Origin of the sequence: Rathayibacter sp. AY1H2, assembly GCF_002931985.1 — a bacterium.
Classification (GTDB): Bacteria; Actinomycetota; Actinomycetes; order Actinomycetales; family Microbacteriaceae; genus Rathayibacter.
On record NZ_PSUV01000025.1, the window covers coordinates 1 to 13492 of the forward strand.

The following is a 13492-nucleotide window of genomic DNA, read 5'->3' on the forward strand; positions in this document are numbered from 1 at the left end:
GCCCCCGACCTCAGGACACCGTGAACCCTCAGGACACCGCGAAAGCCCCCGCCTTCCCCTGGATCGGCCTGCTCACGCTCGCCGGCGCCGTCTTCGTCTCCGTGACGAGCGAGTTCCTCCCGACCGGGCTCATCCCCGACATGTCGCGCGACCTCGGGGTGAGCATCTCGCTCACCGGCCAGCTCGTCACGATCTTCGCCGCGACCGTCGTCGTCGCGACGACTCCGCTGACCCTGGTGACCCAGCGCTTCTCGCGCAAGAGCCTCCTCCTCGTGGCGCTGTGCACCATCGCGGTCGCCAACGTCCTCGCCGCGCTCGCCCCCACCTTCGGGCTGCTCATCGGCGCGCGCATCCTCGGCGGGCTCGCCCACGGCCTCTTCTGGGCGATCGTCGCCGCCTACTCCGCGCACCTCGTCGCTCCGGAGCAGCTCGGCCGCGCGACCGCGATCACGGCGGGCGGCGGATCCGCGGCCTTCGTCCTCGGCGTCCCCCTGGGCACGGCGCTCGGGCACGCGTTCGGCTGGCGGCCCACCTTCGCGATCCTCGGCGGCGTCGTGCTCGTGCTCGCGCTGATCGTGGTGAAGTTCCTGCCCGCGGTCGACCACCACATCCCGCTGCGGACCGGCGAGATCCGCCTGCCGGCGCGGAAGGACCGGACGCTCCCCCGCATCATCGGGGTCTGCGTCGTCATCCTGCTGGTGCTGATCGGCCAGAACACCCTCTCGACCTACATCACGCCCTGGCTCGAGAACGCCTCCTTCGCCCCCGACACGGTGCCGCTCGTGCTCTTCGCGTTCGGCGGCGCGGGGGCGGTCGGACTCGTCCTGGCCGGCTTCGCGACCGACCGGTTCCCCCGCTCGGGCTTCGTGGTCGCCGCGATCGCGGTCGTGCTGGCGCTCGCGGGCCTGGCCGTCGCCGCGGGCACCGGCGCCGCCACGGCCGTGGTCGTCGCCGCCGTGGTCTGGAACATCGCGTTCGGCGGCATCCCGGCGATGCTGCAGACCCGGATGCTGCGCACCTCCTCCTTCCAGCTGCGGAGCCTCGCCGCGGCGCTCCAGACGACGGCGTTCAACATCGGCATCGGCGGCGGCGCGGTCGTCGGCGGACTGGCGATCGACGCGAGCGGGCTCGACGTGCTGCCGTGGGTCGCGATCGTCATCGTCGCGGTGGGGCTCGTCGTCAGCCTGATCGTCGACGCCCGGGCGACGGCGGCGGTGCGGGCGGAGGCGGTTCCTACCCGCTGATCGTGTTGATGACGGAGGAAGAAAGTGCTCCGGCGCATGCCGATCCGCGCGTTCACGCTCGAGCTGGAACGATCTTCCTCCGTTGTGAAGACGGCGGCCTCCGGCTTCGTGGACACGGCGGCGTTCCTCCGGCGCGAACACCGGGATGTCGTCCGCACGGCCGACGCGGCGGCGCGGGGAGCAGGGGATACGGTCGAGGGATGAGAGACGGAACCCGATGAGCCCGAGCACCCTCGAGCCGCCGCTGACCCTCCCCTACTACGGGGCTCCGCCGATGGCGGCGCTCCGCCGCTTCTTCGGCAACTACCTCCGCTTCCGCGGGAGGGCGAGCCGGGCCGAGTACTGGTGGATCATCCTCCTCGGCAGCGTCCTCACAGGGCTGCTGCAGCTGGCCGACGGCGGTCCGTGGCGCCTCGACTTCACACTGACGCCGTACCCGAGCGGCGCGCCGTTCCAGACCTTCTGGGTGTCGCTCGCCGCAAGCGCGATCGCCCTGGCGACGTTCCTCCCGTCGCTCTCGCTGATCTGGCGGCGACTGCACGACGTGAACCGCAGCGGGCTGTGGATCCTCGCGATCCTCGTGCCGATCGCCGGCTACGTGTTCTTGCTGATCCTGTTCGTGCTGCCGCCGCGGCCGGAGGGCGCGCGGTTCGACTGAGCGGCGGACGCCTCGGCGGTGGAGTGCCGGACCCGGCCGACGAGTCGGCAGTGCGGCTCGCCTGCCGCCCGCAGGACGACGCCCGTTCTCGCATCAACCGCAGGAACCGTGATGCGCCCGAGCCCCAGGGTCGTGTAACCGGCTTCCTTCTCACCGGTGACCCTGGACGTGCCGATCGCGAGACAGATCACTGACCAAGCGAGAGCGGCGAAGAACAGCACCAGCTGCACGAAAAGGGGCAGACGCGATCCCGGAGGAAGGACCGCGAACCCGACGAAGAGCCAGATACAGGCGATCGCCTGGGCGAGAGTTCCCCACCCGGTGCTGAGAACACGTGTAAGCGCAGACCAACCGGGCAGCACTTCCACCCTCTCCGGCACCAGCGCAGGTACCCTCTCCGCCCCCGACATCATGCGCCCTCCGTCGGCGGCGCCAGGGCGACAGCGCCAGCGGCGCGCGCATCAGCCCGCTGCACCGCCCGATAGACCGTCGACCGCGCGACCTTGAACTCCGCCGCGAACTCGGCGACGGTGCAGTTCCCGGCACGATGCTCTGCGACCAGATGCGCCTCGATCTTCGGCGACAGCTTCGGCTGACGGCCACGCAGACGCCCCTTGGCCTTCGCGACCTTCATCCCCTCACGAGTGCGGGCACGAATCAGATCCCCCTCGAACTCCGCGACCATCGCGAGCACGTCGAACAGCAGCCGGCCGATCGGATCCTCCGGATCGTGGACCAATCCCCCGATGCTGAGCTTCACCCCGCGGCGGGTCAGCTCATCAACGATGTCGCGAGGGTCTGTGATGGACCGCGCGAGCCGGTCGAGCTTCGTCACGAGCAGAGTCGATCCGGCGTTACACGCAGCCAGCGCCTCTCGTAGCGCGGGACGCTCGCGGTTCCGGCCGGTCAGACCCAAGTCGACGTAGATCCGATCGGATGGGACGCCGGCCGCCCGGAGCGCGTCGCGCTACGCGGTCGCATCCTGCTTGTCGGTTGAGACGCGGGCGTATCCCACGAGCGACCGTGCGCTCAGTGTGTCAGTTGACGCCCCACCATCGGGCATCTCATCGGGCGGGTCTATTGCGACAAACAGCGCCGCGAGATTCCGGTCTCATGCGCAGCCATCCTGGGCGGCCGGATGACGACCCCTCATCGGACGCCGGACGCATCGACGCACTAGCCCTCCGAGGCTCGCGCCGCACTACCGTCGAATGCGCCCGCCCAAGGCACCCCTAATCCAGTAAGGGGGTGTCCTGCCCGCAGCACGGTGAGGGTGGCAGCCCGTTCGAGCCGGGCCGGGTCAGAGGAGCCTCGCGCTGCGGGCGCGAGGCTCCCGCTCGACGCGGAGAGCGATTCCCTATCGGTACGCATGTCCAAATCCTCGCGCATCGAACAGGGGCCGGAGAGGCTCCTCGACGCCGGAGCGGCTGTCCTCATCTACTCCGGAGGTGTCCGTTAGGGGGACTTGGGTTCAGCCGGTCGTTGCAATACCACCGTGAGTCGGAGTGTTGGCGATGGGATCGAAGTTGAAGCAGCGTGCCCGGGGTGGCGCGGTTCTGGGAGCTGCCGAGGGAAGGGTCGAGTCGGTCGGCGGCCCGTGATGCTGTCGGCGTGCCGGTGAAGAGCCGCTCAACGGAGCAATCAGCTGCTTTCCGTCCGTCGCCTCGCAGGGGGTGTCTGCTCGGATCTTATGCTTGATTCGTCACATTGTTTAGTGGTTCAGTATCGCGTCGACGTTTTCGGTCGTTCCGTATCCCACCATTCGATGAGGTTGGCGTGCAAGATTAGCGCGAAGGCTTCGACTGCAAGGTCGCCTCCGGTGGTCAGGGAATCGATTGCGGCAGGGTCCCACTGGTCGAGATTCACTACCTCGTCAGTGGAGGTGGGTGTAGCTCGAATGGTTGTGTCAACGCTCCATCCGTTTGAGCTGTGGGTTGCGGTAGCCGCGATGACGTCGTACGGGGTGGAGTAGTGGCGGCGCATCCACCCCACGACGTCGGCGAGGTCGCGGGTGTCGGTCAATCGTTCTCGATCGGGGTGTAGACGGGGCATCCGGTCCCGTAGGGCGGTTGGATGATGGGTGCGGCGGTGGTGCTGCTGGTAGATCGGGTGATTATGGTGCTGTCGATTTTGTAGGCGTTGACGATGCCGATGGGGTTAGCGAGGGGATCGGAGCCGTTGTAGGCGTTATATCCGAAGAGAACGAAGTAGACGGGTGTGCAGTTCGCGTCGTAGAGCGTCTTAGAGCCTGAGCTCCCGGGTGCGTAGAGGCCGTAGCTGAGTGTCTGCTGAATATCGAAGTTGGTGTCCGCGTCAAAGTGGCCGCGAGCGATGATGTGATTCAGTCCGAACCGGGAATTTCCGCAACGCATCGGCAAGTCCCCCTGGTCGTTGCTGTAGCTGCCGAGCGAGTGGTCGTACGTCTGTCCGTCGCAGGAATGAGTGTTCAGTCCTGGTACGTCAGCCTGAGCGGCAGGTGCGACAACCGTACCCAGGACGAGCGCAACGAACACCGTGGCGATTTTGCCAGCGGACCGATTTCGTGAGGTGTGCATGACTATTACGACCTTCATCCAAGTCCCCGCGCTCACCCCTTGTGAGCGGTCGTCGTGCACGTCTAGGTCTACTCCGCATAGCTCGGCAATACAACCCTGGGTGTTGCCGACACCCGGGCTTGGCAGCGGGACACGCATGCCCTTCGAAGATCATCAGTGGGACAGTGTTCGTGGCAGCGAGCTGCAAGTTGGCGTCTGCGGGAGGGCCGTTCCCCGCACCAGCCCGGCGCGCGGGATGCGCCGCGCGCGGGCGCGGGCGGCAGCGTTCCGCAGGACAGCCGCTCGCGGCCATCACTGCTACTGCAGCGACCAGCGCCAGTTCCGAGCGCAGTAGGAACATCCCGCGCTGATGTCCTCCGGCCCGAACGTCGGAGTAATGATCGACGGTGCGAGCTTCACCGCCACAGGCTTCGCGGGACGATACCGCTGCCCGCAGACGTCTAGGCGCCCGGCCAACCATCCCCATGCGGGACGGTTGGATTACCGGGGTTGATCCGCCCCTCCGAGCCGCGGAAGCACGCCCTCTACGCGCGTGTCCCGTCAAGCAGTCTTATGTGCTCCTCCTCGCTGGCCCTCCGCCAGCCGTAGGGCGCGACAACCAGGTACGTCACGCCGCCCTCCTCAACTCGGAGTCGTCCGCCGGAAAGCCCACCGGTCCCCACCTCTTCATCGATCCACACGAGCAGCTGCGAAGTCCAGTCCGCAGCATCTCGCGGGGTGGCATAGATCCAGGGCTGATCATTTCCCGACGACGGCAACGCGATCCTGATCCGAGCCGTGTGACCGCCGACCTGCACAAGCCGAAAGTCGAGCAGACCAGCGACCAGCCGCACGTCATCGATCCGGTAGTCGTACTCCGAAACCGGATGACGCCGCCGCATCCCGACAGCCTCGAGCGCTGCGGCAAGCTCGGCGTCCAGCAACATGCGCTGATCCTCCCAGACGCCCGGCCAGCGATCCCAAACGGAACACCAGAGGCGGAGCGGATAAGGCGCCGCGCGCGACTACTTGCTGGCGCGCTCGCTACGCTCACGGGATGGTCGGCCTTCCGCGGTGGCACCGGCGAGCTGACGCTCGCCGTTCGCGCCGCGCCCGGTTCCGGGTCTTACTCGCTGAGGCCTGCGGTGAGTGCTCGCACCCCTGGGTAGAGCACCTCGCGGACGCCGGCGCGGTCGGCAGCTCCGTCTGCTCGGAGTGCGTCTACGAGCTCGAGCATGAGTTCAGTAGCGGGCCGATTTGTCATCGACCGATTCCGATCGACGTGTTGAGTCGCGCTGACGCCGCTGCCCCGAACGTCTGACCAGCCGCCCGTTCTGCGATCTCTCAGTGAGACGCTTGATCGGCAGCAACGATACTCTGCAAAATAGAGTATGGTGCCACCGTGGAGGAAATACGAGAGCCGAGACTATGGATCATGACGGTCCTGGCGCAGGGGCGAGCGCATGGCTATGGAATTGTCTCCGAGGTGCAACGCCTGTCAGACGGCACCATGCTCTTGAAGATCCCCACTCTCTATGCCGCACTAGACCGCTTGGAGCGCCAGGGACTCGTTCGTCCAGACGGGGATGAGGAAGTGAACGGTCGTACGCGGCGCTACTTCCGACTCACCGATGCCGGTTCCGCGCGACTCGCCATAGATGCGGAGCGGCTCGCCGTGATGGAGAGAGCCGCCGCTCGCGCCGTGCGCGGTCTCGGGCGAAGCGCGACCGCATGAATGGCGCAACCGCCTACCGGCGTTCCCTGCGCTGGTATCGGTCTGAGTGGCGGGAACGGAACGCAGAGTCGGCGATCAGCGCCTACCTCGACCGAGACGACGCGTTGGGTCGATTCGGCCCTTCTCGAGTCGACCGCGCAACGCTCGCATGGTCCGGCGTCCTCGAGACGGCCGTCGCGCCGTTCCGACGAGCGCGCCTGCCGACCACAGCGACCGGCATCACATTCGCCATCGCGGCAGTTCTGTACATTGCCGTGCTCGACGTGCCAGCACGCTTCGCATTGCTGGCGGCCCGAACAGGCAACGTCGCAACCATCGCGCTGGGTTGGTCAGGAGCTGTCGCTTTCGTCGGTGTGATCGTCGCCATCGGATGGATCGTCGCCGCGGCGATCGCGCTGCGCCGCGGGCATCGCGTCGCTTCTCTCGCCCTCATCGCCGTTGCGTGCGGAGCGTCGGTAACGACGTATCTCCTGTCATGGCCAAAAGTGCAGGTCTTCACTCCTACGACACTCGCGCTCATAGTCCTGATTGCCGCTACCGCAGGACCGTTCGCCGGTGCGATTGCCGCTACGCGCGCAGGACTCCTCCGACAATCTGCCCTGTGGATCATCGGAGTATCGCTCCTCGCGCAGCTCCTCGGGGCCGCGATAATCGCTGAACTCGCTGATACGCCGACGCGCGCGGAAATCGTCGCCATCGTCGCCTGTGCCTACTTGCCACCCCTCGCGCAGGTTGCTTCCGCCATCTGCTTCGTCTTCCAAGGACGCGGCACCCAGTCACGAACGACGTCAGCCCCGTCCCAGCCGAGTGCCCTCACGGGCTTCCATCACCGCTCGCGGACGTCTCGCTGAACGATCCCCTACCGGACACCACATCCTCTCAGGCCGCTGTTCTGGGAGAGTGGACTGAATCGTGAGGGGCACCAATGATTGATGCGCGGCGGACCGTAGAGATGGATCGGCTGCCCGGAGGGTTCCGATGAACGGTCCGCGCGAAGGGCTCGGCCTTCCGCCCTTCGCGCTGTTCTGGAGCGCAACGACCATCCGCTCTTTCGGCAGTGCGATCGCGGGTGTCGCGTTCCAGGTGCTGATCGTCTCGGTACTGAACGCAACGCCTGCGGAGATCAGCATTCTCGCGGCGCTCGGCGTAGTGCCGTACCTGCTGTTCGGTCTGATCGTGGGCGCGCTCATGGATCGGTGGCGGCGCCAGCGGACGTTGGTCGTCACCAGCATCGGGCGTGCGCTGATTCTGGGAATGATCCCCGTCCTTCTCCTTCTCGATGCGCTCACCTTCTGGTCACTCGCCGCGGCAGTCCTGCTGCTCGGTGTCCTGACCTTGTTCGCGGACTCCGCCGCGCAGCCGTTCCTCCCGCAGATCGTTCCCCGGTCGTCCTTGGTGATGGCCAACGCGCGACTGGGCCAGAGCGAGACCCTGGCGGGAACGGCAGGACCCGCGCTCGGCGGAGCACTGCTCAACCTGATCGGCTCACCACTCCTGCTCGCCTTCGACGCTGCCATCAACGCGGTGTCGGCGGTGCTGCAATCACGCATCAAGGTGGAGGAGCGCCGGCCCGATCGCCGCGCACCAGGCCGTCACATCGGTCACGACATCCTCGACGGAATGCGATTCACCTACCGGCACCGCACCCTCCGGCCGCTCGCGCTCTCCGTCCACGCCTGGTTCCTCGGCAACAGCATCGTGACGACGGTGTTCGCGGTGTTCGTTCTCCGAGAGCTGTCCCTGCCCGCTTGGGCGTTCGGCGTCTCGCTCGCGTTCGGCGGCGTCGGTGGCCTCCTCGGAGCTCTCGTCGCACCTGCTGTCGGGGCGCGGGTCGGAGCGGGTCGTGCGATCCTGCTGGGCCGTGCGCTCGTCATCCTGCCCTGGCTGGCACTCGCCGTTCTTCCCCTCGACGTGGACAGCGGCCTCGGTCTCCTGCTTCCCGTCGTCTGCGCCGTGCAGTTCGTCTACGGGCTGTCGATGGGTATTGAGGATGCCAACGACACGGGATACCGGCAAGCGATCGCGCCCGACGAGATCCAGGGCCGCATGAACTCCACCATCCGCACAGCGAATCGCGTCGTGTTTCTCTTCGGTGCGCTGTTGACCGGCGTCCTCGTAACGGCTTGGGGCTACAACCTGACGATCGGAGCGGCGGCGATCGCCTTCACCGCAGCCGCGCTCATCGTCGCACTCTCCCCCCTGCGCAATGCCCGCCACGAAGACGCAGAGATCTCTCCCGAGCAGGCTCCCGACTCGATGGACGAGACAACTCGCTAAGCGAGCCCGCCTGACGCCAAGTTGAGGTGTGCTCCAAACGAGCGCTCTCTGCCGCCATAATGCGATCGCAGAACACCGCCACAGAGCGATCATCTCTACATTTCGCGGCGGTCGGTGTCGCTCATGCGTGTACCGGTGAACGATCCCCATACGGGACGTCGGCCGCGCGGCGGAAGCCAACCATTTAGAACTTGGACGGCGTTCCTGAGACGTTCCGCGCCCGACCGGCCATGTCCATAGTGAAGAGCAAGGTCTGCTCGAGGAGGAAACGATGGACGACGACGGATTCGATGAGTTCCTGGCCCGCTCGGGACGTAGTCCGATAGGTGGGCTCGCGTCTCGCACTGTTATTGAGGACCTGGTGTCCGCCACCGCGGAGAGCGCGACACCACGGCGTCCGTGGTGGCGTCGCCCGCTTCTAATCCTCCCCGTGATCGGTGTCCTCGCCGCGACGACAGCCGGGGCCGTCGTCTTCACCGTGGGATTCGATGCGGACGCGATCGTCCCGATCAACTACACGACCGACTCGGGTCGACAGGTCAGCTGTCACTACGCGGTCGAGGCCGGCATCGGCGGCACGAGCGACCCGGCAGCGGTAAAGGACTTCATCGCTGAGCACGACTGGTCAGGGATCGGCCAGCGCGTCTACGAAGAAGCCCTCGCACATCCCTACATCCCACGGAACAGCGAAGAGGCCGCCGGCCTCACGCAGGCCAACCTCGACAAGTTCTCGTTCGGGGCGGCTCTGACCACGGTGATCTGGGCCGAAGTCCCCGACGAACTGGTGCCCGAGGACCTGCTGAGCGGAGCCGAATCCGACTGCGAAGGAGAACTGCGGTGACCCTGGACGACCAGCTGTCATCGAAAGCCTCCTCGACGCGGCGAGGCGACGACGAGCGCGCCAGACGGGTGGAGCTCCTGCTTCTCGCCCAGGCGGAACCGCTACTGCGCTACTTCTCCCGCCGAGCTCCCCTGGATGACGCCCCCGACCTCCTCAGCGAGACCATGCTCACCGTCTGGCGCCGCGCGAAAGACGTACCCGCCGGCAACGAAGGGACGCTCTGGATCTACGGGGTCGCACGCCGAGTCCTCGCTACTCACCACCGCTCGAATCGCCGCCGAACCAGCCTCGTTGACCGCCTCCGAGACCAGATTGTCGTTCACAACCCGGCCCACGACCAGCTGGACGACATCAGCGCGCACCTCCACCACCTCATCGAGAGGTTGCCCGCCGTTGATCGCGACATCATCGGCTTGGTCCACTGGGAAGGCTTCACCCTCGAAGAAGCCGCACGCATCCTCGAGAAAAACCCCTCCACGATCCGGACCCGATACGCGCGACTTCGACAACAGCTGAAGTCGGAACTCCAAGCCGAGGTCTAGCTCCGTCAGATGGCCATCCCCTTACGGGACAGACTCTCGACTGATTCCATCGTCGCGTCGTCAATTCGGGGTCCTGCCGGACATGTACAGAGTGAAGGCCACTCGAGCGCACAGGAGCAGATCATGACCACCGAACCTCACGACGCGGGCAGCGATCGGGCGATGAACGCGCTCCTGGACGAATCGGCGCCGCCGACCCCACTGGCGGAAGCCGTCTCCGACTCCTCTCTTCGAGAGATGATTCGCGGAGCGGAGTGGAACGCGCGACGCGGCAGGCGACAGGCGACGCCTCGTGCGCTCGTGATCGGGACCGTCGTCGCTCTCACGCTGGGCGGCACGGGTGCAGCAGCGGCAGCGACGCTCTCGGGGTGGGAGCCGTGGGTGGCGAATCCGGATTCCGTTGTCCACTTCACCCTGCCCAGCGGAAGAGAATGCGAGCTCCGAAGCGTCGCCAAGGAAGGCGACCCGGAGGACATCAAGGAGATGCAGGACGTGCTTCGCACCACCGACGTGCTCGCCCTCGCGGACGTCGACGGCGAGCTTGCTCGGATCGTCGCCCGGGACGTGACCGTCCGCGGCGACGACGGCGACACCGTGGTGCCCGCGACCGAGTTGTACTCCGAAGATGAGCTGTACCGCCAAGCCGTGGAGGGCGCGATCATCAACGTCGTCTGGGACGAGCTCGAAGATCGAGGAGTGGTCGATCCCGTCACCGGATCGGATCTCTCCTTCGGAAGCCAGGACGACTGCGCAGACCTCACCCAGGCAGACCGCACCCAGTGAGCCGCCGCGACACCCGAGCCGATCGCGTGGTCACGATCCTCGACGCCACAGCCCGTGACCTTCTGAACTACCTCGAACGCCGAGTCGGCGCCGACGACGCTCCCGACGCGCTCTCCGAGACAATGACGATCGCGTGGCGCCGATCGTCATCCATGCCCCTGCCAGACGAGGACGCCCGCCTCTGGCTGTTCGGGGTCGCGCGGAACGTCGTCCTGAACACCAGCAGGACCCGCCGGCGCCAAGACCTCCTCGCCGAGAAGCTCCGCGGCACCATCGACCCCACCGTCGTGATCGCAGAACCCTCCGACATCGCCCTCGACGTACGGGCAGCTCTGGACAAGCTCGCTCCAGAGCTCGCAGAGCTCGTGCGACTGGTGCACTGGGACGGCTTCTCTCTCAGCGAGGCAGCTCAGATCGTCTCCGTCCCGCCGTCAACGGCGCGCAGTCGGTACCAGAAGGCGAAGCGCGAGCTCGGTGACCTGCTGTCCCCGCAGCCCTCGGAACGAGCACTTAGGTCTGCAGAGAAACGCTGGGTCTGACGCGCTAGCCCATCGGCTATCGAGACAAGTTCCGGCAGCGGCGGGGGTGTCGGACCACGCGGCCGTTGGCGAGAACCGCACATTGCGAGCCGTATTTCCTGAGTCCGACGACCCACGTCTGAGCGATCCGTCCGACCAGGCTGTGACCATGACTGAATCGCCCATCACTCGATCAACTCTTCTCCACCAGTCGCTTGCAGGCGGCATGGACGTGTCCCACGTCGAGGTGCGCCGAATCTCAATCGCAGCTGGCACGAAGGGCGGTGCTCACGTTCACAACGGCCCTGTCTTCGGAGCCATCGAAAGGGGGTCGGTCACCTTCCAGATCGGTGAGGAGGCCGAGACCACCCTTCGCGCGGGCGACGTCTTCTACGAGCCTGCCGGGGTCATCGTCTCCAAGTTCGACACCACGAGCGAAGACGTCGTGTTCATCGGCTACTTCCTCCTGGCGGACGGGGCAGCACCCGAGATCGAGTTCACTGCGCAGGACTGACCGCTAGCCCGTCCCCGTACGGGCGGCCTCCCGCGACGGATCGCACGCGCACATAACGCTGGTCGAGTGGTCGGAACGTGGAATCCTCGTCCCATGATCGTGAGCGACGGACAGGCCTGCGCCCCAGGGGACCTCGACGTGCTCACCGACCGACTCCGACTGTGCCGGCCCGCCGAAACCGACCTCCACGAGCTGTCCCGCCTCTACACCGATCCGCGGATCGCGGAAGAAGATCCGCTCCTCCTCCATCTCTCCGCCGATCAGACCCGGGCCGTCATCGCGTACCGGAGGACCCAGTGGACACAAGACGGACTCAGCAGCTGGGTGATCCGCCGGCGCGACTCCCCCACCGACAACCATGATCTGATCGGAATGGGCGGATGCACCCTCCTCTCCGACGCGGCCTGGAACGTGGCGTTCACCCTCCACCCCGACCACTGGGGAAAGGGCTACGCGCAGGAAGTCGCCCTCACCGGCATCGAACTCGCCCACTTACTCCGACCGGAGCTGCCCGTCACCGCGGTCGTCGCAGAACGCAACGCACGCTCCCGCCGCACGATTGAGCGACTCGGCCTCCAGCGGAGGTGGGAAGGTCCGGATGCGCACAGCCCAGACCCGACCGCTCGAATCGTCCTCTACGCCGACCGCCAGCTCTCCATCGAACAAGTCCGCCAACTCACCAGCTAAATCCGGCCACAGCACGACCTCATCAGCCGGCCAGGGATCCCTCACGGGACCGTCAATGGTGATGAGGCGATGAGTGAGCACGTTCGTGCCTGCGTCAAGACAGTGGATCTGTCGCGGTGGAGCATCCCCTACCGGACGCATGGTTGACGGTCCCATGGAGGGCGGCCGCCTCCACTAGACCTCTTTATCCGACTGGGGTAGCTACCCTCGAGCCCATGACCGACCAGCAGAACGATGCACGGTTGCGCGCGAGGCGGATCGCCGGTGCGACGGCGATTGTTCTCACCGTTGTCGCCGCGCTTCTCGTTCAGGCCGGCGCGAGCTTGCTGACCCTCGCCTCACCAGCCATGACGGACTGCCGGCCGCGCGAGATCCCGCTGAGCGCAGCAGCCTGGTACCTCGGCGCCCTGCTCGTTATCGGAGGATCCGTCTATGCGGCGGCGAAGACCGCGCGTGCGCTCACATCGACCGCGCTCCCCTACGCCCTCCTCCTCACAGCGATCCTCGGAATCGTGACGTTCTCGGGACTAGCGATCCTCATCGCCGGGCTGATGGGCTTCGCGGAGATGGATGACCCTGGACCGCCTCCGACAGGCGGACCCGTCCTGCTCCTCATCGCCGCACTCAGCACACCTGCCTGGGCGCTCGGCGCATCCAGCATCCTCATGCTGTCCAAGAGACGCAGAGTGCCGTCTCGTCCGGCGGCGTCGCTCATCGCGTTCGCTGCCATCACTGCGACGAGCGTTGGTCTCCAGCTCGTCAGGTTCACCCTGACCTGCTGACGGTGATCACAGAGGTCCTCTACGAAAGGGGCAACGACGGTACCGCCACACGGCACCGATCATCGGCACCGCGGGACTCGAGAAGTTCCTGCTCAGCGACCCCCTTACGGGACGCCAGAAGCGATGGAAGCACGGCGGAGCGCGCGACGGCGTGGCGATGCGCTCGCTACGCTCACGGGATGTTCGGCCTCTCGCGTTGGCGCCCGCGAGCTGACGCGCGCCGTTCGCGCCGCGCTCGGTTCCGCTCCCTGCTCGCTGAGGCCTGTTGCGCGTGCTCTCACCCGTGGGTGGAGCACGTCGCGGATGCCGGACCGGCCGGCGGTCACGTCTGCTCGGAATGCGTCTACGAGCTCGAGCACGGGTTCAGCCACGGGCCG

Annotated in this window: 14 protein-coding genes and 1 pseudogene; 12 read left to right on the forward strand and 3 right to left on the reverse strand. The window is 66.6% G+C overall.

The annotated features are described in order from the left end of the window. Positions 1-1244 (forward strand): MFS transporter (locus C5C29_RS14970; protein ID WP_219813009.1); only part of this gene is annotated, 1244 nt, incomplete at its 5' end. A 217-nt stretch (positions 1245-1461) separates the two neighbouring features. Beyond that, positions 1462-1902 carry a DUF805 domain-containing protein gene (locus C5C29_RS14975; RefSeq protein ID WP_181074926.1) on the forward strand — a complete coding sequence of 147 codons (441 nt, stop codon included), beginning with the start codon at positions 1462-1464 and terminating at the stop codon, positions 1900-1902. 409 nt (positions 1903-2311) lie between these two features. On the opposite strand, the pseudogene C5C29_RS14985 reads toward C5C29_RS14975, so the two are convergent. The 3 genes and pseudogenes from C5C29_RS14985 to C5C29_RS14995 form a co-directional block, all read right to left on the reverse strand. Further along, positions 2312-2965 (reverse strand): annotated as a pseudogene (locus tag C5C29_RS14985) (recombinase family protein). A gap of 955 nt (positions 2966-3920) precedes the next feature. After that, positions 3921-4517, reverse strand: a complete 597-nt coding sequence (locus C5C29_RS14990; protein WP_146082234.1) for a hypothetical protein — start codon at positions 4515-4517, stop codon at positions 3921-3923. A gap of 464 nt (positions 4518-4981) precedes the next feature. Then, positions 4982-5383, reverse strand: coding sequence for a hypothetical protein (locus C5C29_RS14995; protein WP_104223337.1), 402 nt, complete (start codon positions 5381-5383; stop codon positions 4982-4984). 488 nt (positions 5384-5871) lie between these two features. Between C5C29_RS14995 and C5C29_RS17610 the strand changes: the two genes are divergently transcribed. The 10 genes from C5C29_RS17610 to C5C29_RS15040 all read left to right on the forward strand — a co-directional run bounded on the left by C5C29_RS17610 (position 5872) and on the right by C5C29_RS15040 (position 13115). Then, on the forward strand, positions 5872-6171 hold the full coding sequence (locus C5C29_RS17610; RefSeq protein ID WP_104223338.1) for a PadR family transcriptional regulator: 300 nt from the start codon (positions 5872-5874) through the stop codon (positions 6169-6171). Then, complete coding sequence (locus C5C29_RS16885; RefSeq protein ID WP_146082235.1) at positions 6168-7022, forward strand: NAD(P)(+) transhydrogenase (Re/Si-specific) subunit beta; 855 nt, start codon at positions 6168-6170, stop codon at positions 7020-7022. Before C5C29_RS17610 ends, C5C29_RS16885 begins: the two co-directional genes overlap by 4 nt. 127 nt (positions 7023-7149) lie before the next feature. Next, a complete protein-coding gene (locus C5C29_RS15010; protein ID WP_104223340.1) occupies positions 7150-8448 on the forward strand; it encodes an MFS transporter in 1299 nt (432 codons plus the stop codon). 430 nt (positions 8449-8878) lie between these two features. After that, positions 8879-9289: a hypothetical protein gene (locus C5C29_RS17250; protein WP_181074927.1), complete on the forward strand. Its 411-nt coding sequence runs from the start codon at positions 8879-8881 to the stop codon at positions 9287-9289. Then, positions 9286-9831: an RNA polymerase sigma factor gene (locus C5C29_RS15015; RefSeq protein WP_181065503.1), complete on the forward strand. Its 546-nt coding sequence runs from the start codon at positions 9286-9288 to the stop codon at positions 9829-9831. The genes C5C29_RS17250 and C5C29_RS15015 overlap by 4 nt, the downstream gene beginning before the upstream one ends. A gap of 162 nt (positions 9832-9993) precedes the next feature. Beyond that, the gene (locus C5C29_RS15020; RefSeq protein WP_146076921.1) at positions 9994-10614 is read left to right on the forward strand and encodes a hypothetical protein; all 621 of its coding nucleotides are present in this window, start codon (positions 9994-9996) and stop codon (positions 10612-10614) included. 26 nt (positions 10615-10640) lie between these two features. Beyond that, complete coding sequence (locus C5C29_RS15025) at positions 10641-11153, forward strand: RNA polymerase sigma factor (RefSeq protein ID WP_146078957.1); 513 nt, start codon at positions 10641-10643, stop codon at positions 11151-11153. A 148-nt stretch (positions 11154-11301) separates the two neighbouring features. Next, complete coding sequence (locus tag C5C29_RS15030; protein ID WP_146082236.1) at positions 11302-11646, forward strand: cupin domain-containing protein; 345 nt, start codon at positions 11302-11304, stop codon at positions 11644-11646. A gap of 93 nt (positions 11647-11739) precedes the next feature. Beyond that, complete coding sequence (locus C5C29_RS15035) at positions 11740-12333, forward strand: GNAT family N-acetyltransferase (protein ID WP_104223344.1); 594 nt, start codon at positions 11740-11742, stop codon at positions 12331-12333. Positions 12334-12548: 215 nt separating this feature from the next. Further along, positions 12549-13115, forward strand: a complete 567-nt coding sequence (locus tag C5C29_RS15040) for a hypothetical protein (protein WP_104223345.1) — start codon at positions 12549-12551, stop codon at positions 13113-13115. Positions 13116-13492: the final 377 nt, after the last annotated feature.